The sequence below is a fragment of the Paenibacillus brasilensis genome (genome assembly GCF_009363115.1).
Lineage (GTDB): Bacteria > Bacillota > Bacilli > Paenibacillales > Paenibacillaceae > Paenibacillus > Paenibacillus brasilensis.
The window spans coordinates 784,029-808,981 of sequence record NZ_CP045298.1 but is presented as its reverse complement, the minus strand read 5'-3'; the positions used below and the strand labels follow the sequence as shown (position 1 = coordinate 808,981).

Sequence of the window (24,953 nt, the reverse complement as noted above, 5' to 3'; positions counted from 1 at the left end):
ACGACGTTATAATGATCCATGTAGAGAGAATCCTTACAGACTTGCTCCTTCAATGGCGCAGGTGTGTACCGGATTCCCGGTTATCATGATGACAAATTGACGCTATTAGAGCCGGAATGAAAAGAGGAGATTTATATGAAAACAAACAGCGGAAATCGCCTGCTGGTCGTGCTTGGAACGATTATTGTCCAGATGGGACTTGGAACGATTTACACTTGGAGCTTGTTTAATCAACCGCTGGTGGACCGCTTTGGCTGGAACCTTAGCTCGGTCGCCATTACCTTTTCGATTACCAGCTTTGCGCTGGCATTTGCTACATTGTTTGCAGGTAAGCTGCAGGATAAATGGGGACTGCGTCGTCTGATATTATGTGCAGGCGTTGTGTTAGGAGCCGGGTTAATGCTCAGCTCGCAGGTAACTTCCCTGTCCCTGCTGTACATTTTGGCGGGGGTTGTCGTAGGCTTTGCGGACGGTACGGCATATATTACATCACTGTCGAATTTGATCAAATGGTTTCCTGAGAAAAAAGGACTTATTTCCGGTATTTCGGTTGGGGCATACGGAACAGGCAGTCTGATATTCAAATATATTAACGGTTCGCTGATTCAATCCGTTGGCGTATCGCAGGCATTTCTGTATTGGGGTATGATCGTATTCATCATGATTGTGGGCGGTTCCTTCCTGGTACGTGAGGCTGTAGTTGTGAATAAGCCTTCGGTACAAAATGCGGGTATGCCGCAGCGAGATTACACCGTGAAAGAGATGCTGCGCACCAAGCAGGCATATCTGCTGTTCGTGATGTTCTTTACTGCTTGTATGAGTGGATTGTACCTGATCGGAGTCGTCAAGGATATCGGCGTACGGATGGCTGGGCTAGATGTAGCAACTGCCGCTAATGCGGTCGCAATGGTCGCCATTTTCAACACAGCAGGTCGGATCATACTAGGTGCATTATCGGATAAGGTCGGTCGTCTGAAAGTGGTAGCGGGTGCGTTGCTGGCAACAGCGGTCGCGGTTACAGTGCTTAGTCTGGTACCGTTGAATTATGGTTTGTTCTTTGCTTGTGTTGCAGGAATTGCTTTCTGCTTCGGCGGCAACATTACCGTTTTTCCAGCCATTGTGGCTGATTTCTTCGGCCTGAAAAATCAAAGTAAAAACTATGGTATTGTGTATCAGGGCTTTGGCCTCGGTGCACTGGCGGGATCTTTTATCGCAGCCTTGCTTGGCGGCTTTATCCCGACCTTTACCACCATTGCGGTGCTGTGTGTCGTATCATTCCTGATTGCGCTGACGATTCGTACTCCGGATCAAAGCAAACCGGATCAAGGCAATTTGCGCAGCCAACACAAGAAACATCCTCATACCTTGCGTGGCATGAAGCCCGGAACAAAGCTGGGTTAATAGGGGTTTGAGAAAAAAGGACCAGATGAATGCCAAAAGACCTGAATTCATTTCTCAGAGGAATGAATTCAGGTCTTTTGTTTTTCTATCAATCTATTTTACGGTATAATAATAAGACGTGTAATAAGCCGGTATATACAAAAGACATAAGCTAAGAACCTGACAGGAGGACGAGTCATGATCGTGGATACAAGCGGGAATCTGCTTGCCCGCAATACGAAGCTGCGAAATACATACCAAATTCGAAGCGCCTTGTCCCGCAGTGAGCTGGCCATCGTGTATACGGCAAGGCTGTTGGATAATCGGGAAAAGGTGATTGTGAAGGAGTTTTTTCCGAGTGCGCTGGCCCTGCGGGGATCGGATCGAAAAACGGTAACCTGCGGTGCGTCTATGCAATCCAAATATATGGAGTTTATGCATTATTTTTTGCGTGAAGGACAAATGCTCAAGGAGTTAAGTCATCCGGGGATTGTCGGTTATATAGATCACTTTGAGGAAAACGGAACTGCCTATCTAGTCATGGAATATTGTGCAGGCAAGACGCTGGATAGGGTAATGAAAGAAGAGTCTGCGCTCATGTCTGATCCTGCTTTTATGTACCAGGCGTTGCTGTCTTTAATTGATGCCATGGAGTATATTCACGATAAGGGCATTATTCACCGGGATATTAAGCCTGGCAATATTATGATTGGGGAAAATGGCAGCATCAAGCTGCTTGATTTCGGTTCAGCTGTGCATTTTGAAGGCAAGGAGCATCCGATCTTCACCACGGCAGGCTACTCTCCGCTGGAGTTTTATTCTAACCGCTCGCAGCAGGGACCTGTATCGGATATCTATAGCTTGGCCGCCACGCTGTATTATTGCCGAAAAGGCTCACCTCCACCGGATGTGCCGGGCAGGCTGTTTGCAGCTCGGACCGACCGGATTCGGATCGAAAATGCAGGGATTTCCCTGCTGCCGTATGTGATTCGGCGTGGTCTGGAGGTACAGGCTAACAAGCGTTGTCGCTCACTCAGATGGTTTAAAGCCGCACTGCGTGCGGAATATTGGATAAAAAAAGGGAAGCACCGCACTCTTACGATTCGTTAATCGTAAGGGACGATGCTTCCTTTTTTTGTTTTCCGACCGCTGCTATCCTGTCGGAGCTTGAATATGATCGGTATACACCGAGGTATTCGGCTTGATCGCTTTGTAGCGCAGTTCGATTTCAGTTACACCGTCCTCGAACGTAATATACAGCTTGTCACCGTACTCCATGAACGCTTTTTTGTTGCGGGTCAATCTGACTTTTCCGTGCTGCAGGGCGCAGCGTGTATCATGTTTGACAACCAGACTGCCTTTTTTACCTGCGGAAAACAGGATTTGCTCCGCCTCTGGCAGCGGTTCGTGGACGTCCAGCGTACGGAACAATTCTTGCAGGCTAACCTTTCGACCCGGAAAGGAGGTGAGCGGCCAAGATTTGACCGGAATCTCCAGACCACTGGCCGTTGCGAGAAAATATCCTTCGATTCTTCCAGCAAATTGTGGCTTAGGCCGTAAAAACCAATACAGAAGAGCGGCTACCACGATACTGATGGCTACCGTCCATTTAATGGCGGTATACCGGGAATGTACGGAAACGGTCAGCGTAGCACTGCTGGATGCTCCTTCAGGATCAGTAGCGGTAATCTTCAGCTCAGAGTCTCCTGTGTGAAGCTCGGATAGCAGCAGATCACTACCGTTAATCTCGGCATGGGCCGCATCCCCAGAGGCTCCCGTAACCAGCTTGTAGGTTAGCTTGTCATGATTCGGATCAGCAAAGAAATCCGATAAACTTCGACGGGAATCTCCATCTTCTTTCACGACGCGAATCGTCAGGTCCTTTAATACCTGCGGTGCTGCATTGGCCGCGTGGACCTTATGTACAGTTCCATTACGATACCATTGTGGGCTGTCCAGAGCGAGCTGCCAAGTATAATCTCCGGTTTGAGGGAACGCATATTCGGCATGAAGTGCTCCGTCTTTATAGGTCATAGGCACCCTTTTGGCTGTGCCACCCTGAACAGGGGTAACTATAATATGCGCTTGAAGAGACGTATATACAGCTTCATCTGTAAGCTTTTCACCGTCCGGTAACAGAAGCTGAGCCTGAAATGGTGTGGCCTGGCCTTTAGGTAGCTGCACTGGCTTGTTGCCATTCGTTGCGGCTCCTTGTTTTCCTCCCATAATAGCTTCGGCTTCCAGTCTATAGCTGCCGAGCAAATTGATTTTGACCAAATCTCCGCGTATCCCCCGCAGTTTCAGCTTTACTTTACCTGCCTGTGGATGCTCAATTTTTAAAATCGCATATCGGCTCGACTTATACCTGCGAACATTTTCGGAATTGGAATACAGCTGTGTTTCCTGAAGAGGATGCTCGGACAGAAGCACTAAATTCGCTTCCTCCATACTGGAGTCCGGCAGGTTGACTGTTAATTCCTGCATCTCGCCAGTGGTCGTAATGGCAGCAACAGGTACGAGCTTGGAACGAATTTGACTGGCGAAAATACGATTCAAAATTTCCGGCAGATCCTCGGCACTGCTCGTAATAAAAGAAGCTCCTCCCGTTTGAGAAGCAATCCGCTCCAGCTCCTGCCGATTCACTGTACCGTCATGATTCAGACCAATCGTATACACCGGATATCCTTTGGTCTGTGCGGATTTGATGACCGAAGCCACATCGTTATTGGAATCCCCTTTCGTTCGGGAACCGGAGGAGGCACCAAAATCAGTCTCACCATCGGAAAGCAGGATCATAAAAGGCTGACGTCCCTTGGATGCTCCTGCGGCCAGCAGCTCCGAGCCTTTACGCAATCCAAGTCCCAGATCCGTATAACCGGAACGGTTTAGCGTTCTGATTTCCTGCTGAATTTGGGATTTTTGCGCTGCTACGGCAATTGAGGTCAGGGACTTGGAAGCGACTACGTGATGGTTGTAGGCGACAAAGCCAACGCGTGTACGGTCTGCATCACTCAAGTCCATAAACATACTGATGACTTCGGCGGCAATACCTTCGGGATCGGTGTCCCTCATGGAATAGCTGGTGTCCAATACAAAAACAGCATCGTAACCCTCAATCGGAGCAGTCCCCAAAGATGCTGCATTAGCCTGATTTACAGTGCAAATGACCCCGTTTAAGCTCATTTGAAAAAATAGTACAAAAGTCATGAAAATGATAATCCCTAGTTTCCTTATTCTGAACATAAGCCCCTCCGTCGACGAGGCCAATGTGGGTGTGCCGACTCTCCTAATCCTTGGGATATAAGGGATAAAGAATCAAAATAGCTGTTAACCCTCACATTAGCCATGAATTTGATACTTTTACGCTTATCAGAAATATCCAATGGATTTCTATCGGCAATTCAGTTCCATTTGTGAATATTTCCCTGTAAAAACAGGTCTAACATATCATAAAAATTACGTATTCACGCATAAAATGAGTCAAAATACCCTGTTTCAATCTGAGACTACAGAAATTGACAAAACTAAAGAGTACTTTGTATGATAGCTTTCGTATCAGCGGCAAAAAATGGGATTGAAGTTAGGAATGCGAAATCAACAATTTAAAATTCTGTGTTATCTGACTTCTCATTTTAAGTTTAAATCTCATTTGGAATTTTTTGCTGTTAAACGTTAAATCACGCTTCGGACTGATTTTCGAGGTTACATGCCTATACCATGAATACGGTATAAGCCGAATCCTTTGGCCAATTTGAATGTTATGTAGGGGGGAGGAGGCAAATGAACTAATCATGGGCATTCGTCTACTCTGAATTGGACACCCTGTGTCCGCGTATGGAGCCATAGACCTATACTCACACATTATTTGTTTGCCGACAGCGATGGAAATCATTTATCAAACGAACCGGACAATGCTTTTTGAAGAAATTAACCCGGAAAAGCTGGACCTGATCACAATTGTAGGTGATGTGAAAGGGATTGACAGCTTGAGTGACGAGAAGATCAAGGAAATTAATGAGCACCTTCTGGTGCGCAGCTTTGACGAATTTTTAGATAAGTTTTCACCGACCGTATATTCGTTTTTTAATGCGGCTAACCAAAAAGTCGTCTATACCCTGAAAAAGCCAGACGGGATCGACGAGGATAGCATTTCTGAAATTCGTATTAATCAAAGCAATGATTTTCTGAAAATGTTGTTTACACTCATTGATACCAAACGCAGTCAAGGAATCACCAATGTGGATTTCAAGTTTGAAAATCTGCTGGATATGATTTCTCCGAAAAAGGTTATGGATGATATTCGTCAAGTCCGCAAAGAAATTCACTATATGTACGGTGAATACGACAAGCTGGATGATGGCGATCCGAAGAAACTCGACATGGGCGACAAGCTGAATGGGATGTTCGAGGAAGCGAGTCAGAACTACAACAATGTTATGGCTATGCTGCCACTGGCAATTGAAGATATTAAAACCCGTCTTTTGCTCGGTGGCGCTCAAGAGGAAAATTCCGGTGAACTGATCCAGGTGGGTATGCTCTCTATTGGAGAAAGCGGCGAACTGAAAATCATCGAAGCGCCGAAGAGCGAAAGCACCGAGCTGATGCTGCTGGATGAAAACAGCACCGGCGATCTGTCACAGGTATTCGAGGAAGATTACAACTCCATTACAGATACGCCTTCCGATTATGTGAAGGATTTGGTGGTTCGTACATTTGTACCGCTGCCAGCTGTTCAGACCAAGGTGGATACAGCAGTTGAAGTGCAAAACTACAACACGTATCTGGAGTTTTATAAAAATGCGAAGGACGATTTCGTGAAGGCTGTCAAGCCGCTGGTGGAAAAAATCCTTGGTGTGAAAATGTTCTTTGATCAATATGCAACCAAGAGCAAGGGAATGCTGCCGACGATGCTGGTGGCGAACAACAAGCTGGACATGCTGGTGAAAAGCAGCAACATCCCGCGTCTGGAAACGTACCTGAACACGGTGAATGCTAAAAATGAGTTTAGCGACACGATCTGGTTCGGTATCGTACCATCTATCGAGCTGGAAGCAGCCGGTAAGGTTAAGGTTACACGTGAACGCTTCAAGGGCAACGAGAAGGTGGTCAAGCAGGGCGGAAATTCCATGGAGTCTCTTTCGATGCTGCTGCAGGTTGTGAAGGATTACAAAGTTCAAATGTTCTTTAATTTTGAATCTGGTGAAGAAACGACCTTCAACAACATGGCGACAGCCGGGATTGACAAATATATCGACAAGTGCTCTACGCTCGTTCGCAGAGAATACAGCGAATTTGCCATTCCTTGTGTACCGAACTTCACGATTATTCCAAAGGACAAATCGGGTGTCATTATCGACAGCAAAATGCTGCAGACCGAAAGCGGTGTACAGCTCTCCAAGGAAAAAGAGGATATTCTCAAGCTGTGGATCGAGGGCGTTTATGTGGGCGCAGCCTACGTTGCCGCCGGTCTGGTCGCTGCTTATCAATGTCCGGAGTACCTGCGCGAAACCTTCAAAACGGTCAACAAAAACTACCCTGGCGTACGCTTCGACGTTGAAGCCGGAGACAACAGTCTGCGCACCGTGACAACGATGGCCAAGGAAATCACCGGGTTCACTAACACGATCAAGGATGCCATTAACCGTAAAAACTTTGGTTTTGTATTCTCGTCCGAGAATGCTCAGCTTCAGGATAAGGATATCCGCCGGATTACCGTTTACAAGGCGAGAAGCATGGCGATGTCCGAGGACGGCTTTGACTCCATCTACAAGACGCTGGTCAGCACGTACATTGAACGTATTTTGCGCTACCAGACAGGAGACTTCAAGCACGAAAATATCGTCCGTTTCTTCAGTAACAATCCGAGCAGTCAGAAGAGCAAGTGGCTGGGCAGCAGAGGATCTGTTAACTCGATCATTCAGGACGGAGACGATATGAGCTTCATTATTGATGAGAAAAGCAATATGTGCCATATCGACCTGGTCTTCAACGGTAACGTGAAGAACCTGGAAGTCATGATCACTAAGGGAACAAGCTCGGTTAAATCATGATCCGAGCACTACGAAAGATGTTAGAGGCGTTTCTATCCAGAACCGCCTTTACACATAAATTGCGGAGAAGCTCTGCTTCTCCCGCCATCATATTACCCAATTTTAAGGAGGCAACACACATGGGATTCAAATTGAAAGTAGAAGGACAAGAAACAATCGAGCTGGGCTTGGATAACATCCAAACGGTTATTTATGACACCGATACACCGGACGATTCCAATGCACGCTCCACGGATGTAGGCTCTACACTGCGCATCTCTGGTAAAATCATCACAGCAGTAGACGGTGACAGCGCGGATGACACGCTGAAACTGGCTTTGTGGTCTCTGGTTCCTGCTGAAAAAGCAGACAGCTACCGTAAAGTAACACTGGAAGTTATCGCAGCTGATCAAGTTGTGCGTAAAATCTACTTCCCGAATGCATTCGTTGTAGACTACAACGAGCACTTCGGCGACACAGAAGGTGTGGGTGCATTTACACTCTACATCAAACAAAAGAAAGACAAAACCGAGCTGGCTACAATCGACGGCGGATATCCGGTTTAAGCTTGACGGCTTAATGTCAGGCGCAGCTTGAACACACACTCACCCTGTGCTTAGGTGCAGGGTGGATAAATATTAAGAGGCCTGCGGGTCTCTTAATATTTATTTTTTTCGGAGAGGGGAACATCATACCATGACCAACTACTATGAGCTGCTCGGTGTCGGCCGGGATGCTTCGGAGACAGAGATTAAGCAGGCTTACCGCAAACTGGCGAAAAAGTATCATCCCGATACCAACCAGGGAAGCGAGGAAGCAACGCGCAAGTTCAAGCTGATTCACGAGGCTTATAATACCTTGCGTGACGAAGCATTGCGGCAGGCATACGATGCCGAGCTCATCCGAAAAACTGAGGGAGCTGGCGGACAGCAGCAAGAGAGAGGAAGAGGAGTTGCAGCTTCCGGAGGTGCGCGTAAGACAGCCAAAGGATTTAATCCGGCTGACATAGGAAGTAATTTTGAGGAGTTTTTCGGTTTTCATCCGAAAACGAAGGAGGGCTCACCTGGGAAGAACACGAAAAAATCAGGTGATCCGACGGATACTTCGGCGATGTTTAACCAGTTTTTTGGTATTCGTAAAAAGTGATGATTTCAGGATGGAAACGGGGGAAGCAAGCAGTGAAAACGGCGCAGAACAGATGGGTTTTCATCATAGATGTTGCCATGTTCGGGCTGATGCTGGCGATCGCCTTTTATGTGTTTAATCGTACAGGCTACAGCGGTTTGAAAACCGTGGTCGCGATAGGTATTGGAATCGGCGTGCTTGTATACATACTGCGCAATCTGGTGACCGTTGTACCCGTGGCAAAGCCTAAGGCAGAGCGTAATCGGATTGCCAAGCTGGTGCTGATTGATGAAGAAGGCGAGTCCATTAAAGAATGGTATATCGAAGGTGAAACGTCGCTCTTGATCGGCAAAACAACGTCCCGCTCAGAGGCGGATATTGATCTGGCAGATACAGACTACGCATCCCTGATCAGCGTGGAGCATGCGGTGCTCAACCGGGTGAACAGCGACTGGTTTGTGGAGGATGTGGATTCCGGGAACGGAACAGGCTTGCGGCCTGCCAATGAAAGTGTAACCAACAAACTGGAGAGCGGCGAGCCTTACCGAATCTACTCGGGTGATTTATTATACATCGCCAATACGAGGCTGCTCATTAAATAGATAGGGATGTTGCAACATCCCTAGATCGCTCAAAAAGACAATCATGACAATGGGGGAAGGAACCGACTATGAGTTTGACAAGATGCCCGAATGGACACATGTTCAGTACACGAAAGCATGGAAATACGTGTCCTTATTGCAATACGGTAGTAAATATAGCCGCGCCCAAGAGCGTGGAGCCAGCGGCGAGAACCGATGCTGCGGGAGACAATGACAAAACAATGCCGTATTTGGGCGAGACGGTAGGGATTCACCCGGTAACCGGATGGCTGGTATGCATCGAGGGAGCGCAGGTGGGTCAGGATTATCGCATCATGGCAGAGAAAAACTTTATCGGACGAGCAGAGGAAATGCATGTCCGCATTATCGGGGACAACACGATTTCCCGCAGGAATCATGCGGTGATTGTGTATGATCCGAAGAAGCGCAACTTCTTTTTGCTGCCAGGCGATTCGTCAGGCTTGGCATACCACAATAATGAAGCGGTATATTCACCAGCAGAGCTGGCTGCTTATGACGTGATTCAGTTGGGACACAGCAAATTTATCTTTATCCCGCTGTGCGGCGCCCATTTTGAGTGGGATAACGAAAAATAGGACGGAAGTGGGCAAATGGTGCAGGGAGGTAACGGAATGCAGCCTTATTTTGTTGTATGTGGAGCTGCGGTGCTATTCGCTGTTCTTATCATCATCCGTATACGACTGACACGAAGTTCCGGCAGCCGTACTGTGAGTGGAATTGAGATCGGGAATGGTCAAACGATTGGGAGTCGAAGCGAGCAGGATGATTATTTTGCAAGTATGACGACACCTGTCGGTACGCTGGCTGTGGTCGCAGATGGGATCAGCGGACTGGCCAATGGACGCATGTCCAGTACATTAGCTGTGACGACGTTTACGAAGGCGTTTGCCAAGCTGGAGGATGCATCGAATCTGAATGAGTATTTTGCCGGGGCGGCAAGCCAAAGCAACCGCAGCATTTTGCAAAATCTAAATGGGCAGGGCGGAGGAACGACGCTGGCGGCAGTCATTGTATGTGGCTATCGGCTGTATTATGGAGCGGTGGGCGACAGTCTGATTACGATTTACCGCAATGGACATTTCCAGACGGTCAATTCCAAGCATACAGCGGAAACCCTGCTGGAGGAACGCGTGCTGGCCGGACAAATGACCTCGGAGGAAGCCAAAACGAGCCCTGTACGCAATCAACTGGTCAACTATTTGGGCTATGAAGGTTTTGAGAGCATGGAGCTTGGTACTACACCGATTCGTCTGTATTCGGGCGATTATGTGCTGCTGTGCAGCGATGGCATCCAGGAGGCGTTGACGGAGATTGAACTCGAAGAGATCATGCGTAAAGGTGGCACACCGCAGGAAATGGCGGAAACCATGATCGACACCATTCATGATAAAGGCTTTAAAAGCCAGGATAACGCGACAGTACTTATTTTGGCGATAGGATGAAACAAGAAAGACGGGGGTAGCGATGCGCAAGGACAACAGCGATTTTAATACCGCCTTTGTGTCGGAAGCGGGCTCTTATATAGACAACCGGGACTATTTTGCATTCATGGAGACGGACGACATGGCCTGTTATGTCCTCGCAGACGGTCTGGATTCGGATCAGGAGCTGCGCAGCGCAGAAATGGTTGTCAAAACGGTGCTGGAAAATTTCATGGAGAAGCCTTCCATGTCCAAGCGGCGTCTGATGAGAGATCTGCGCGAAGCGCAGGAATGGCTGCAATTCGAAAGTCGCCGTGTTCGGCTCAAGGCCAGTCTGTTGATGGTCGTGACCAACTACAACAAAATGGTGTACGTTTCGTGCGGTAACGTGCGACTATATCATTTTCGCAATGGACGGCTTAATTTTCGCAGCAAGGATCATAGCTTGGCACAGTCATTGGCGGATGACGGACGCATTCCGGACGAAGCGACCAGCACTCACGAGGAACGGGGGAATCTGCTGGAGTATCTGGGCAATCCGAATGGGGTTCACGCCCATTATGCCAAAAAGACGCAGCTTGCAGATGGAGATGTCATGCTGCTGGCCACATCCGGGATGTGGGAAGATGTTGAGCTGGCGGAAATGCTCGGTGCGCTGGAGGAAGCGAAAGACCCGGTCATGCTGACGGATACGCTGGAAGAGGTGCTGCTGAGCAAGCAGCGCCGGGCGGTGAACAATTATACAGCCGCAGCCATTTATGTAAACAAAGTGTTTCAGGAAAAGCCTAAAAACCGTCGCAAGCTGATCAAGCGAATTTTGATTGCTTTACTTGTTTTTATCGTTGTAGGCAGTGGAGCATGGATTACGCTGGCGCGCATGGCTGCGAATAAGGCAGCAGCATTGGAAACGATGATCGAATCGGCCCAGACGGCAGATGATTACGCAAGAGCAGGGGATTATGCGAAGGCGCTCAAGTCCTACAGCGAGGCGAAAAATGCGGCAGTTAAAATCAACGATAAGATCCATAAGAGATTGTATACGGGCGAGCAGAAGGTCTCTCAGCTGATGGTTGACGGGGATGGCTATGTGGAAAAGGCCGACTTTGCCAAAGCCGAAGCCAGCTACGAGAAAGCGCGAAAAAGCGCGGGACTGTACCCACCGTTTAATGTGAAGGATATTGAGCATAAAATTGATCAGCTGGATAGCTATGCCGAGACCGCGAGCTGGATGAAGGACGGAGATTTGAAATTTCAGGGCGGCGATTACACGAATGCGCTTAAGCTGTACAAAAAAGCAAACAAGGCTGCGATGGAATCCGGGTATACGTCCGCGCAAAAAGAGCTGGAAAAGAAGATTACCGAAACCAATGATAAATTGGCATCCATTCAGCAGCAGTTGAAGGAGATTCAAGCCGGCAAGCTTCAGGCCAAAGGAGATCGGCTGATGAAGGATCTCGATTATGAAGGAGCCATTGACGCCTATAGCGGGGCGCAGGAAATTTATCAGGATATTGATAAGCTCGAAAGCGTTCTGGCCATGGAGCGGAGCATCGCGAAGGCAGAGGAGAAACAGAGCGCGGAGCAGCAGAAAAATGGTCAGCTTCCAGCCGGGTTGGGGCTGTCTGACGGAGCGCTGGATGATACGGGCGCAGGGGATACAGCGGGCGCAGCTACGGCCCCCGAGGCTGCAACCCCTGCTGCAAAATCGCAAGCGAAGACTGCTGCGACGGGTTCAGCAGATGCTACAGCCGCTGCAGCCGCGAAGAAGGAGACCTCTTCGGCTGTGAAGAGCGGCAGTACGGGCGATGGAAATGCCGCTTCGGCAAAGGCTCCTGCCAGTAAGGAGCAGGGAGCTGCGGATTCTGCATCTAAAGCAGCGGGGGCGTCTGATTCGGCAGGTCAGGAGCAGGCTGCTGCGAACGGAAGTTAGGTTTTTCATGTTCAATGAATGCTGGGGCCGGAAAGGAGTGTAACGTCGTGAAAGAACTGGTGCAGGACCGTTTGAGCAAGATGGACGATCTGGAGCAGAGACGTTTACTGAAAAATATGATGGCGGGGGTGTTTATGAACCTCGTCGAATATCAGGAAGAGATGACCCGCCAGCTGGAACGGCGGGTATTTGAGGAAATAGAGAATACGGAAGAAAAGTTTGACGTGTATGTATCATTGACATCGCGTGAGGACTATGACCCGATTCATGAGTTTTTATATCCGGTGTTACCGTCCGATACGGAGGACAAGAAGGTGGACATCAGCCGTGTAGCTGAGGTGGTTCGCGAAGGCGGAGCGCTGCCACTGTTTACACTTTTTCTGGAAATGGAGACCGAACGAATCACAGCGCTGGTACACAGCAAGCGGATTTTTGCAGGAATGCTGGTTACGGAAACCGGAAATTATCCCATTCGTTTTCGTCTGGAGCACAATCGTTCCTATATTTTGGAAATTGAGAAGCTGTATCATATGTTTATGCAAAATGGTATGCCATGGAAAACAATTAATCACCCGTATGCTTATAAATTTGTTGATTGTGTGTTGATTGGAGGAGACGGGGAGCCCGCTGCCCATGAGGAAATTCACGAAATTACGATCTCATTGGAGGAATTCGACGTTTTTAAGAAGGGCGATGTTTTTCCGCTTTGGAACATTGAACGGTTATCTCTAAAGAACAGCGGTTTTCCGATACCCGCTATGGATCGTGTGAACTATGAGCATGTGCTGCCTCTGCGTAAAACAGGACCTGAGCATGGTTACCTGATCGACGGCGCTGAAGGGGATATTCGGTATATCAAGCGTACGGAAGAAGAACTGACGATTGTCACGCCACGGGATAAATCCGGCGAATGGAATGTGCTAAAGGTTACAAAGCCAGTAACGACAAGACTTAGCCGGCAGACGTATCCCGTATTGTCCAATCGGCGGCAGGACAGCTTTTTGGGACGCTATGCAGGCAAGCAGGCCGTGATTGTCCGGGCCAAAGCGGAAATCACGCGTATCGTTAATTCGTTTGAAGCAGCCCATGGACTGGAGCTGGAACGTGTGGACATCTGGGGAGGCACCGGTAGAAGTGATGTAAGCAATCTTGTAACCAAATCCCAGACGTATCCGCTGAACCCGTTTGTCAGCGATAATGTGCGGACCGAGGAAGGCAAGCAAATCATGCGGCTGGGGTTCAGACTCGGCTCTGAAGATGCTTCGCCAGTCTCACCTGCTTACATGTTATCTGACTTAATGAGCTTTCTCGTATCGGAAGTGCAGATGTATTTTCCAGAGTACAAATGTGAAGGAGAATGGGTGTGAATTACGTCTGGGATTTGCTCATGCGTGCGCGGGAACAGGAGCTGGATGTGGATAGATTCCGTTTCGTACCCGCTGTCAGCTATTCTCCCTATATGGAGCTTAGTCTGGTAGATTTGAATACTTCCCAATTGGAGCAGGTGGTGGAAATCAATCCGTACTACCGCTTCTATTCTATTTTTCGGGACCTGTTTCCACCGGATATTGAAGATGATCTGGAGCTAAGGGAATCGCTATTTGATATCATGATGCATTTTCTGGCGGAAATTGATTTGTATCAAGGGATGAATCGGCGCGAGTATCATATCCGGTTTGTTCAGCGCGACATTGCTGACGGCATTTTTGGCCCGAAGGTGAAGGAAAGCTTTAAACAATTAAACCGCGAGGAACAGGATGCGATTGCCGAAGGACTGCTCCGCCTGTATGAGACAGGGGAAGCAGTGCATCTGTTAAAAGAAACGATGCGGCGTGTTTTTTATCGCTCGATCATTTATGCCAATTGTGAGGAGAAAGATGAATTGCTCGTTTATATCGGCCAGGAGAAAACGCAGCTGTCACGGCTGAAGGTGGATTTAATTCTGGATTTGTTTCTCCCGGCACGTTTTACGACTGAGCTGTATTGGACAAGTCATTTCGGCATTTTGGAGGCAGATCCTACGATGAAAATAGACGCTATCGCCCTCTATTAAAGGCCAAATGGCTCAGAAAGGACATGTGAACGATGAACGGACCCTATACATACAGGTTGCTTAACCCGCCCACTGATCAAAAAAACGTTCGCTTCACAGCGAAATACACGCGGGCGGAATTGGAGCAGATGACGACCTTCCAGTTGCGCGGGATATGCGATAAGGAGCGTCTGGTCGAGGGCTTTGCCAATCGTCTGGCACGCGAAGAACTCATTCGTGTCATTTTGCGATTTCGGAGCGCAGAGGAGCATTTACTCATCACAAGACCCAACCCTGGCGGCTTTGAACGCATGGAATCAGCACTCCAGCGAAATTGGAATGACCGTCGACAGGAGAGCGGCGGCATCCGGGTTCCGGCTAAAATTACGCTGTATCAGGGTGTGCGGACAGGCCGCATGGACAACTATCGAATCGAGTCCGATCTGCCTTGGCTCAGCTCATCTAATGTGCTGCTGGTGAATGCGATGGGAGAACTGTGCGGTGTTTTGAATGTGGTGAAGGATGAGAGACTAGCAGGCGTATATTATCTATCGCGGCATCGCGATGCTGAACTGCGAGAGACGGCCAATCATAGCTATAGCCTGTTGTTTCTGCGAAGACAGGAATCAGAATATTTTTATAATCTCTACTATGGGGATAAGCCGCTGCTGCCCCTGAAGCTGCAGGGTCACCGAGTTCCAGTGGCAGAACTGATCATTCGGGGCACTGAAACAACAGATGCCGTACTGGCCATCGATTTTGGCACCTCGAACACAACGGCAGGAGCTTATTTGGATAGCTCCTATGTCACAGCCCCAGATACAGGCATGAGCAGCACGGTACAGCTGAACGCGATCAATTATGTGTCATTTCCCGGCCCGGCAGGTGCGGAAGGCGACTGGATCGAGGTTCTACCGACTGCTATTCGTGTGGCGGACTGCACCAATCCGGAGCATATCGTGTATGTCTTCGGGGAGGAAGCATTGCGTGGAACAGACGTGGCGGGCAGCCGTGCAACGGTATTTCGGGGCATTAAGCGTTGGGTCAATGATTACAAGCGAATCGAGGAATTAATGGATTCCGAGGGGAATACAGCGACCGCTTCCCGCTGCGATATTTTGGCGGCATTTATCCGTTATGTGATAGGCACCGCCGAGCAGCAATTTAAGTGCCGGTTTCGCAATCTGCATTTTTCTGCTCCAGTCAAGCTACAGCCACAGTTTATTGAGATGTTTACTGACATATTGCCAGACTATCGGATTGAAGCGGAGGATGCGCTGGACGAAGGGCTGGCTGTGCTGTACAACACGCTGGCAGACCAGATGGAGCGAGGAACTTTTGCGGACGGTGAGGAATATCAGGCACTTGTCATTGATTGTGGCGGAGGCACGACGGATTTGTCATCCTGCCGATTCCGGATTGAGGATGGACGTATTGCTTACAAGCTGGATATTCACACGACGTATGAAAATGGCGATACCAATTTTGGCGGAAACAATCTGACGTATCGGATTATGCAATTTATGAAAATTGTGTTTGCAGGTTATTATGCAGCCGAAACCCGGTTGCCTGATACCGATATAGATGCCCTGATTGGCATTCCTTCAGGGGATTTGTATCGTCATGTGGATGAGTTTGACGTAGATGCTGTTTATGCAGGACTGGAAGAGCGTTATCGTGAGGCAGAGGCTATTTTGCCTACGGCGTTCAAACGGTACGAGCATGCCACGCGGGATGAATATCAGCGGGTGCTGAGTAATTTTCATCTGCTGTGGAGTGCGGCAGAAAATATGAAAAAGGAGTTTTTTCTGCGTACAGGCATATTGCGCAGTCGCTTTGAGTCTGAACAGGTGTTATCAGCCGAAAGTGACTTGAACATTGCGGTGCTGGACCGTTGGCTGGTTTCAGTCATCGAGAACGGACGCTTCCGCGATGAATATGGCTTGCCTGATGTGGTGTTTAACATTCGGGAAATACAACTGCTGCTCAAAGCGGATATCTATAATATTGTGCGCAAGTTTCTGGATGACTTCTATCAGGAGGGACGCTTGCAGGATTATTCCATTATCAAGCTGACCGGGCAGTCCTGCCGGATTGACGTATTTCGCGAAGCACTAAAGGAATTTGTGCCAGGGCGCAGCATTGAATTCCGGCAGAAAGCGGAAGACCTGAGCCGGGTGCCTGAGCTGAAAATGGCCTGCCTGCGTGGAGCTATTCGTTACCTGAATGCCAAAAAAATGGGCACAATTGAGCCTGTCATTACCAATCATATTCCGGCTATTCCGTACACTGTTAGCGCCTGGACGCATACGGGGCGTGAAAAAGAGCTGATTGCCAGCCTGGAAAGCAATCGGGTGCGCGGCTCCATTTCCCGGCCGTCTCATGCGGCTGAGGTGGAATTTTTCCTGACGGCCAGCGGCGGCAAGCTGCGTCAGCGCCATGTGTACCGCAGCCGGCCGGAAGCCTTTGAGCCCATGCCGTATGAGGAAATCGCCGTGCTGTACGGGCGGGATATCCCGCAGGATGATACCGACTCCATCCGCAATGAGGAGACGAAATATTTTGTTTTTGCCGGCGACAGCCGTTGGGGCTTTTATGTAGTACCGATTACTCGTCGAGATGAATTGTTGCATCTGGGGCCCAAACGCTTTTTTGCCTTCGAAAATGATCTTTCCGAACTGGATTTCTTTGACGGTACGAAGTAGGAAACTGAGGATTTTTCAAAATCCAGAATATGAAAAGTACACACAACACTTGGAGGGGATAACATGCTGTATGCGGGTTTTTGGAAACGAACGTTGGCTTATATCATTGATAGCCTTATTTTAGGATTTGTATTTATGATTATTGGGTTGATCTGGGGCGTAATTCAGGTCTTTGGGAATTCGATGCCATCCCCGACAGAAACCTCTGTACTGACAGACGGACTGCCTGCTATTTTTACAATGAAATTATTAGGCCAGACTTTGCTGAATTTGGGGATTTCGTGGCTGTATTATGCACTTATGGAATCGTCCAAATGCAGAGCTACGGTAGGCAAGCTGGCTCTTGGCATCGTTGTGGTAGATGAGTTTAACCAAAAGCTCAGCTTTGGACGTGCGAGTGCTCGTTACTGGAGTAAGATTCTGTCGAGTATCATTTTATGGATCGGCTTTATCATGACGGCTTTCACCGCCAAAAAACAAGCCCTCCATGATCTGATCGCCCATACCTATGTTGTGGACAAACGCGAACTGAATTACATCCTTCATAAGCAGGCAGAGCGAAACAGTCATGGAAACGTCTAAATGTAAAGGAAGGGTCGGCAAGCTGTCTGTAAGGATTGCTGTGGCGGATGATAACAATGAAAAAGAATCCTTTGTACACTCCAAGGCCCGTTACTGGAGTCAAGTGACTAGCTTCTTCACTAAATCTATCGGTCATATTATGGCAGCTTTAACTGCTAAGAAGCCCAATGCTCTTGGTAAATCCGGTCACTCAGTTGTGTTGAACCATTCGACGATTCCAGAGGTGACTGTTCCGGCTCCTGCACCCGGTGTAAATCGGTTGTCTGTTCCCTTGAATAAAGAAGAGTAGCCCAAGAAGTCAACATAGATAATCTGTAAACCGCACGGAGCAGAAAAAACACGAAGGAAGGAGGAGACCACGATGTTAACCCATATCGTGCCGAAGTTCGAGAAAGGACGTATTCTCAAAACCGAGATGCTGGAAAATCTGCGTGACTACCCGCGTAGTTTTCTGGATATCCGGTATCAGGATTATTCGGATGGCATCATTACCGGAATGAACGTGACCGTCGGGGAACACGCGCTGACCGTAGGCAGAGGCATTGTGAAACATAAGGGCAGACTGTACCTGCTAGAGCAGGGGCAGGAAGTGCCATATACAGCCACCGGGCGGCTGTCGGTGTTGAAAATCAGATTTCAGGAGGAGCAATCCACTGCTGATTTTCAGCAACACTTGGGAAACATATGCCTCGAAGAAGAAGTCAATTCGCAAGAACTGGAATTAGGCAGATTTAAGCTCAAAACAGGCGCTCTATTACGCTCTGATTATGTGGATTTTGCCGATTTGGCAACGGAGTTCAACACGTTTAGCCTTATTCAAGTGCAGCATGCAGGTACAACGGGACCGACGCTGTCCCCCTATATTTTTAAAATGTTCGCCCGTGAGCTTATCAGTCGTGGAACGTCAGATCCATTTGATCTAGCATTTACGATGTTGTGTCTTAATCAAGGCTTTATTGAACGGGAAGCTGTTCTTTATTATTTGTCGTCCCGTTCAGGGGCAGCTTACCGAGACTACGATTCTAGTAAGCTGCATCAGGTGCTGGCCCGTGTGTTGGAGGAAAAAGGAGGCCGACGTGTGAATGCAGGGACCACTCGTTCAGGAGGTCAGCGGATGCTAGTAGATTAGCAGTTTAGAGTCATAGGAGCTATTGAGTAAGAGAACCAATTTGAGAAACGATCATATTATCGATGGGTTGATAATAAGCCAAAGGAGCCGATGATATGGAGTATATGGACGAGCAAATCTTAGCATTAATGAACTCATTAAAGCAAGAGAAGTTATCTGTATCTATAAAAGACTGGTCAACGATTTCACTGCAGATGTTAATACATTTAGACGGTGAGACTGTTTCTTTAACCGAACGCCTTTTGCTGAATGAGCGGATATCCATGACCATGCCGAAAACGTTTAAGAAAATGGAGGAAGAAGATGCTTTGTTGAAGTATCCATCTTGCCATCGACCGGGACTTATTTTTGCGAATAATACGGGTACAACTAATCTCACATTTAACCATACATCAAGTGAGCTTTTGGAGTCCGAGATGGAGCTATTTAAGAATGAAATGGTCCATATACTTAAAAATACAGAGAGGCTTATGGAATGGTATGGAGACGGCATCATTCGTATTCAAAATCAGTTGGCTGGATATTGCGAATTTATAACACCTACTTTGAGTACTCCGGTCTACAATTTGGCTTGTTTTGTCACATTAGAGGAGCGTGCTCTTATCATTACTTTTAACTGTATGGAAGAAGAGGTTAAACTTTGGCGGCCGATAGCGAAAGGTTTGATGGGTTCTTTAGTAATTCAAGCCAAAAGGGAAGGTGAGTTAATATGAAGGTTTTAAGCACAACATACAGCAATGTGCAAATTACACCCTATCAATTAGTTAATCTACATGAGTTAATTATTGAGAAGCAATTGAACCATCACACACGTTTAAAATTCACTGCCATTGTACCCGAAGAACTGAAGGATACCTACGTAGAAATGACTGAGGCAGATTCTTTAATAGAGGTATCCCAGATTACAGAGGAAGGCGAACGTTTATTGATATTTAGTGGTACAGTGTTGGATATTGAAGTGAAATTCGTACGAGGAGTATACTATCTTGAAGTTGAGGCTATATCTCATACCTACAGGCTTGACATATGTAAGAAGAGTCGTTCATTTCAAGATAAACATATGAAAATGGCTGGACTATTGAAGGTTATTGCTAACGATTATCCTGGAATTGATATTATTGACTCAGCAACCGCAGGAGCATCATTAAATCAACTAACAATACAGTACCGTGAAACAGATTGGGAGTTTCTTAAACGGATTGCTTCACGTTATCATACATCTCTCATGCCAGCTTCTACGTTTAGCACCCCCAAATTCTATTTTGGTGTGGAAGAAGTTAATGCCCCAGTGAACTTGGAAAATTATCATTATACCATTAGTAAACGTATGTCTTCCTTCCGCTATTTTTCTGAAAATGGTACAGCTACTATCCAAGAAAACCATTTTATAGACTATGTTGTAGAGACTAATCATGTCCTTGAACTAGGGAACCAAGTAATTTTTCATGGGAAAACCTTGTTTGTATATAAAGCACTAACTGAAATGAGCAAAGGGATACTGAAGTGCATTTATACGTTGACATCACATGAAGGTCTTCGCCATAAGGAAATTTTTAATGAACAAATGATCGGTTTATCGTTGCAGGGTAAGGTTATAGCGCTCCAGAGAGACAGAGTTAAGGTGCATCTTGAAATAGATTTAGTTCAAGCTAAAGATAAAGCGCATTGGTTCCCTTATGCAACAGGTTATACAGCTGAAGGATACAGTGGATGGTACGTTATGCCTGAAATAGGTGATACTGTAAGAGTGTATTTTCCAGCACATCAGGAGCAAGAGGGTTTTGCTAGTAGTTCGGCCCGTCAAGATCGCACTAAAGATGGATACAACAAAATTGACAGTCCTGATACCAAAATTTTTCGTACACCGCATGGCAAGGAAATTCGAATGACACCTGATGAAATCGTAATTACAGGTAAAGATGGGTCCATTTTTATCCAGTTGAATCAAGGAAGTGGAATTCAGATTGTAAGTGACAAGGCCATCAGTTTTTCTGCTGGAGGAAATATTCATATGAGTGCCGGTAAAAAAATAAAAATTTCTGCCGGAGAGGAAGTTGCCCTATCTAGCCAGAGCAGCAACATCGTGCTCGGTGGTGATACTAGTGTAATCGGTAGTGAAGTGAAGACAAACTGATTGCTTAAAGTATAGGAGGTAGCAGGATGGCAGAAGAACAATTGATTTTACAGGCCAATTCAGCTGACAAGAAAGGTTATGTTGTTGCAGGAGCAATATTAAAATGTAGCTTTGGTACGCAACCGACGCGACTCAAGCGTCCATTCAGTCATGGAGTCTATATCAAGGATAAAGCGCAAATGAACGTGAGTGACTATTTGCCGGGTGATAATATTTCAGGTTTTGGACGTTGTTTCAGCCTTACTAATCCCGCAGTTTTAAATAGCAATATGGTTGATATTTACGGTGTGAAAAAAGCCCCCTGTATTCCAATGATTACAAAGCCATGGATAGGTGGAAAAAAGGATGTCTTGGTAGAAGGACAGGCTTCGCTAACAGACCAGTGTTCAAACTCATGTTTATACTGTGGGTTCATAAGTATTGAGAACGATGGCCAGAATTTGGATTGAATTTTTAATCCAATAGATATCTTGTAACTTTTTTAGGTGATGTTGTAAGAGAGGGGGAATATATTCAGTGAGCCAAGTTGAGAAAATATCGAGTTATCAGAGTTTAGAATTTGTCGGTATTTATCCCATACAACATATAGAACATCTGCATATTGAACGAAATTTAAATGATCACGCCTTCCTACGAATTCGTGGTATCTTTCCAGAAGAAGAGCAGACTCGTTTAATACAAATGGAGGGTGCCTCTGAGTCTGTAGAAGTGATTCAAAAAGATGAGCATGGTAAGCGTCTGCGGTCATTATTTCATGGGGGAATTACGCATGTGAATTTGAATACTGTTCGTGATATTTATTATATTGAAATAGAAGCGGTATCACATACGATTCAGCTAGATATAAAGCCTATTACCCGATCTTTTCAAGATCGTAATCTAACCTATGAAAAGTTACAAAGACAGATTCTTTCCAAGTATGAAGGATCAGACATTATTGATACTGTATCTCAAAATGCTAAATTGGGGGAATTTACTTTACAATTTAGAGAAACGGATTGGGCTTTTTTAAAACGGATGGCTTCACGGTTCGGAGGTGTTTTGGTACCTGAAATTGCTGCTGAGACACCTAAGTTTTGGTTCGGTATGCCTGAAGGAAATGTGGGTGAATTAGATGAGGTGACGTATAGCACAAAACGGAGCTTTGCTGCAATAAGAGGAGAAGGGGACGCGATTGAGGCATCAGCTTCATCCCATAAGACCTGTTATACTGTTGAAAGTGGACAGTATTTCCGGCCGGGAGATTCTCTCCGTTTTCGAGGCAAAGAGCTTGTTGTAACCCGGATTGTGTCCAAAATACGTAGTGGATTACTGTTGCATGAATACACATTAGTCCAGAGTGAGAGAATACGACAAAACCTGTGTTATAATGCCCAGATTTGTGGTGCGTCCTTGGAAGGTAAAGTTATCGAGGTTATGGGAGACCAAGTGCGTGTACATCTGAGCATTGATGAACAACAAGATAAGAGTAAGGCATCGTGGTTTCCTTACGACACAGGATTCTCGGCAGAGGGGCATACTGGATGGTACGTTATGCCTGAGCTAGGTGATACAGTACAATTGCAATTCCCCAATGAGCGAGAGTCGGAAGGATTTGTGAAGAGTTCTATACGGCGTAGTAAGTCATCCACTCCCAAATTGGCTGATCCTGACGTCAAGTATTGGGGAACCAGCCGAGGTAAGGAACTGAAGCTAAGTCCATCTGAAGTTTTGGTGACGGCGAAGATGAATAAGGTGTATATCCAACTAGATCAAAATGGAGTGCAAGTTCAAAGTGAAGGTGAACTGTCCATCTACGCTGGAAGGACGTTGACGTTGGATGCAGGTACTAAACTGAGTATGCAGGCTGGGGAGTCCATATATATGCAGGCATCGAGGAGCAGTTTGATACTTGATGGAGAGACTGATCTTCGCTCGTCCCAAGTAAGGCTGGATGGAATTATAAAGCGTCCTGTATATGTTGCCGATCTAGCTCCTGTACCAGAACCTCCACTCATGACGGTACAAGCCTATAATGAAGTGAAGGCATCTCAGAGCAAGCCAGCTTCTGGGAAAACCATAGCCAAGATGAACCCGAAGTCGGGGATTTTGGACGGAATACTTAACAAGGTCCAAACGTGTCTAAGTGTAGCAGGTATGATTCCCATGGTTGGATCTGTGGCAACAGTTTTAAATACGGGCGTAAACGTATATAAAAAGAATTATACGAAAGCAGGTTTATCGCTACTGGCAAGCGTACCTAAAAATGTTGCTCCCCCTAATCCATTGAATGCCCATTATCTCTTGACTAATTCTTTAATAGCTCGTGGGGCAGCGGGGGATAAGAAAGCATTAAACGAATGGGTAAAGAGAGTGAATGCACTACCTAAACCACAAGAGAAAATTTCAGAGTATGAGAAAAGACAAAGGGAGCTAACAGCCACGTACCCTTCAAATCCTACATTGAAATGGATGAAGAAGAATATTCTAGTTCCTGGGGTTGATGGGATTAATTATTTTCTACTAGAAACTGCTATGGGTAAAACGATTGAGCGTTTCAGTACTTCATCTGCTGCTGCTATTGGCAGTCCCGTAGACTATGAGGTAGCATCAACGGGAAATGAAACGGTAGATAAAATAGGTGATTTTGCAGGGAACATTGCAGGGAATTTTTTAACTCCGGCTGGATCTGGAATCAAAGGGCAAGGATTTTATTCAGACACACTCAAAATTGCAGAAAGCACTTTGGCCACCAAAGCAGGACAAGCTGTTGAAAACAAATTAGCAAACAGTATAGGGAAAGTAATGAATCCAGAGGTATCCCAAAAGATTTCTAACGGGATTCTTACAGGGAGCATATCGGGTGGATTGCAATCTGTTGGCCTTTCTCTGACTCATGATCGCTCAAAGAGTGACGAATTAGCAGAAGCCTTAGTGACAGGGGCGACACTTGGAGGGGCGCTAGGTGGAGCTTTTGCGGGACTAGGTCCATTAGTGAAATCGAACATGGGAAAAGTGTACACATCGGCAAGACAGCTCACAAGTAACGGCAAGCCTGCACAAATGCTATCGTTGCTCAAACAAAGAATGAAAATTCAAGCTTCTCCCAAGATCAATTCGACGAAAGCTGTTCCCGAAGGGAAAATTAAAGTTACTACCAAACCAGCCAAAGTTAAATCTCGTCTGAGCACAGGCGGCACAGGTAAGTATAAGGTTACGTCTTCCAAGATCAATCCGGCCAGATCTATTCCACAAGGGAAGATCAATACAACTGCCCAGCCATCTAGTGCAAGTATTAAACTTACACCTCCCAAAGTGAGCAAACCAAAGGAGAAGCCGCTCGAAACTAAGGGGACGGGTGATGGTAGAGACTGGTTTCCAACAAGACAAATCGATCCAGATGCTGAAGGTCATATCATTCAAAGGGTGTCAGAGTTAAAGAGTAGATTATCTAATGGAGCTTTGAATAAGAGTGGATCAAACTTTGCATATGCGGAAGTTGATATTTCAGGGATAAAAAAAGAATTCTATGCACACAGTCAAGTAGATGGACCACCGCCACCACACCAAACTGAAATGAATTACGATGGTTTTTCATTCAAACCACAAGGTGAGATTAGATATCCAGCAGAAGATGCTCCTAATAGTATTGGTAAACTTATACCGAGAAATGGTGATACGGAGCATAAAATTATAAATGATTTGGCAAATCAACTTGGTGAACCAAATCCAAATATAATAGGAAAAATAAAACTATTCACAGAAAATGATACTTGCGCGAGCTGTAATAAAAATATTAGAGATTTTAAAAAGGATTATCCTGGTATTATAATTGAGATAATTCATAATGATGGAAATAAAATTCCTAAAAAATAAGAGGTGTT

Annotated in this window: 20 protein-coding genes; 19 read left to right on the top strand and 1 reads right to left on the bottom strand. The window is 46.5% G+C overall.

Features of this window, described 5'->3' with window-relative positions; all coding sequences use genetic code 11:
* The first annotated feature begins 135 nt into the window (after positions 1–135).
* Both GCU48_RS03700 and GCU48_RS03695 read left to right on the top strand, forming a co-directional pair.
* On the top strand, positions 136–1,401 hold the full coding sequence (locus GCU48_RS03700) for an L-lactate MFS transporter (protein ID WP_152379100.1): 1,266 nt from the start codon (positions 136–138) through the stop codon (positions 1,399–1,401).
* A gap of 177 nt (positions 1,402–1,578) precedes the next feature.
* The gene (locus GCU48_RS03695; protein ID WP_152379099.1) at positions 1,579–2,490 is read left to right on the top strand and encodes a serine/threonine protein kinase; all 912 of its coding nucleotides are present in this window, start codon (positions 1,579–1,581) and stop codon (positions 2,488–2,490) included.
* A 42-nt stretch (positions 2,491–2,532) separates the two neighbouring features.
* On the opposite strand, the gene GCU48_RS03690 is transcribed toward GCU48_RS03695, so the two are convergent.
* Positions 2,533–4,623: a VWA domain-containing protein gene (locus GCU48_RS03690; protein ID WP_152379098.1), complete on the bottom strand. Its 2,091-nt coding sequence runs from the start codon at positions 4,621–4,623 to the stop codon at positions 2,533–2,535.
* Between the two features lie 638 nt (positions 4,624–5,261).
* On the opposite strand from GCU48_RS03690, the gene GCU48_RS03685 reads away from it, so the two are divergent.
* From GCU48_RS03685 to GCU48_RS03605, 17 genes are all read left to right on the top strand, one after another.
* Complete coding sequence (locus GCU48_RS03685) at positions 5,262–7,430, top strand: transcriptional regulator (protein WP_152382097.1); 2,169 nt, start codon at positions 5,262–5,264, stop codon at positions 7,428–7,430.
* A 119-nt stretch (positions 7,431–7,549) separates the two neighbouring features.
* Positions 7,550–7,975, top strand: a complete 426-nt coding sequence (locus tag GCU48_RS03680; RefSeq protein ID WP_152379097.1) for a membrane-associated protease 1 — start codon at positions 7,550–7,552, stop codon at positions 7,973–7,975.
* Positions 7,976–8,105: 130 nt separating this feature from the next.
* Positions 8,106–8,555: a DnaJ domain-containing protein gene (locus tag GCU48_RS03675; RefSeq protein WP_152379096.1), complete on the top strand. Its 450-nt coding sequence runs from the start codon at positions 8,106–8,108 to the stop codon at positions 8,553–8,555.
* 32 nt (positions 8,556–8,587) lie between these two features.
* Positions 8,588–9,136, top strand: a complete 549-nt coding sequence (locus GCU48_RS03670) for an FHA domain-containing protein (protein WP_025716304.1) — start codon at positions 8,588–8,590, stop codon at positions 9,134–9,136.
* Positions 9,137–9,204: 68 nt separating this feature from the next.
* Entirely contained in the window at positions 9,205–9,732 is a 528-nt protein-coding gene (locus tag GCU48_RS03665) for an FHA domain-containing protein (RefSeq protein ID WP_152379095.1), read from the top strand.
* A gap of 36 nt (positions 9,733–9,768) precedes the next feature.
* Positions 9,769–10,599 (top strand): PP2C family protein-serine/threonine phosphatase, encoded by an 831-nt coding sequence (locus GCU48_RS03660; RefSeq protein WP_152379094.1) that lies wholly within the window; start codon positions 9,769–9,771, stop codon positions 10,597–10,599.
* A gap of 22 nt (positions 10,600–10,621) precedes the next feature.
* Entirely contained in the window at positions 10,622–12,508 is a 1,887-nt protein-coding gene (locus tag GCU48_RS03655) for a PP2C family protein-serine/threonine phosphatase (RefSeq protein WP_152379093.1), read from the top strand.
* 47 nt (positions 12,509–12,555) lie between these two features.
* A complete protein-coding gene (locus GCU48_RS03650; protein WP_152379092.1) occupies positions 12,556–13,875 on the top strand; it encodes a normocyte-binding protein in 1,320 nt (439 codons plus the stop codon).
* Positions 13,872–14,561, top strand: a complete 690-nt coding sequence (locus tag GCU48_RS03645; RefSeq protein ID WP_152379091.1) for an iron-dependent peroxidase — start codon at positions 13,872–13,874, stop codon at positions 14,559–14,561. Before GCU48_RS03650 ends, GCU48_RS03645 begins: the two co-directional genes overlap by 4 nt.
* 32 nt (positions 14,562–14,593) lie before the next feature.
* The gene (locus GCU48_RS03640; RefSeq protein WP_152379090.1) at positions 14,594–17,245 is read left to right on the top strand and encodes an Hsp70 family protein; all 2,652 of its coding nucleotides are present in this window, start codon (positions 14,594–14,596) and stop codon (positions 17,243–17,245) included.
* Between the two features lie 63 nt (positions 17,246–17,308).
* Positions 17,309–17,827, top strand: a complete 519-nt coding sequence (locus GCU48_RS03635) for an RDD family protein (protein ID WP_152379089.1) — start codon at positions 17,309–17,311, stop codon at positions 17,825–17,827.
* Positions 17,814–18,116, top strand: a complete 303-nt coding sequence (locus GCU48_RS27645) for a hypothetical protein (protein WP_244316066.1) — start codon at positions 17,814–17,816, stop codon at positions 18,114–18,116. Before GCU48_RS03635 ends, GCU48_RS27645 begins: the two co-directional genes overlap by 14 nt.
* Positions 18,117–18,188: 72 nt before the next feature.
* Positions 18,189–18,956, top strand: coding sequence for a DNA and RNA helicase (locus tag GCU48_RS03625; RefSeq protein WP_152379088.1), 768 nt, complete (start codon positions 18,189–18,191; stop codon positions 18,954–18,956).
* A 95-nt stretch (positions 18,957–19,051) separates the two neighbouring features.
* The gene (locus GCU48_RS03620; RefSeq protein ID WP_152379087.1) at positions 19,052–19,669 is read left to right on the top strand and encodes a hypothetical protein; all 618 of its coding nucleotides are present in this window, start codon (positions 19,052–19,054) and stop codon (positions 19,667–19,669) included.
* Positions 19,666–21,090: a phage baseplate assembly protein V gene (locus GCU48_RS03615; protein WP_152379086.1), complete on the top strand. Its 1,425-nt coding sequence runs from the start codon at positions 19,666–19,668 to the stop codon at positions 21,088–21,090. Before GCU48_RS03620 ends, GCU48_RS03615 begins: the two co-directional genes overlap by 4 nt.
* Before the next feature lie 26 nt (positions 21,091–21,116).
* Positions 21,117–21,539, top strand: a complete 423-nt coding sequence (locus GCU48_RS03610) for a DUF4280 domain-containing protein (RefSeq protein WP_152379085.1) — start codon at positions 21,117–21,119, stop codon at positions 21,537–21,539.
* 67 nt (positions 21,540–21,606) lie between these two features.
* Positions 21,607–24,945 (top strand): deaminase domain-containing protein, encoded by a 3,339-nt coding sequence (locus GCU48_RS03605; RefSeq protein ID WP_152379084.1) that lies wholly within the window; start codon positions 21,607–21,609, stop codon positions 24,943–24,945.
* Positions 24,946–24,953 lie beyond the last annotated feature (8 nt).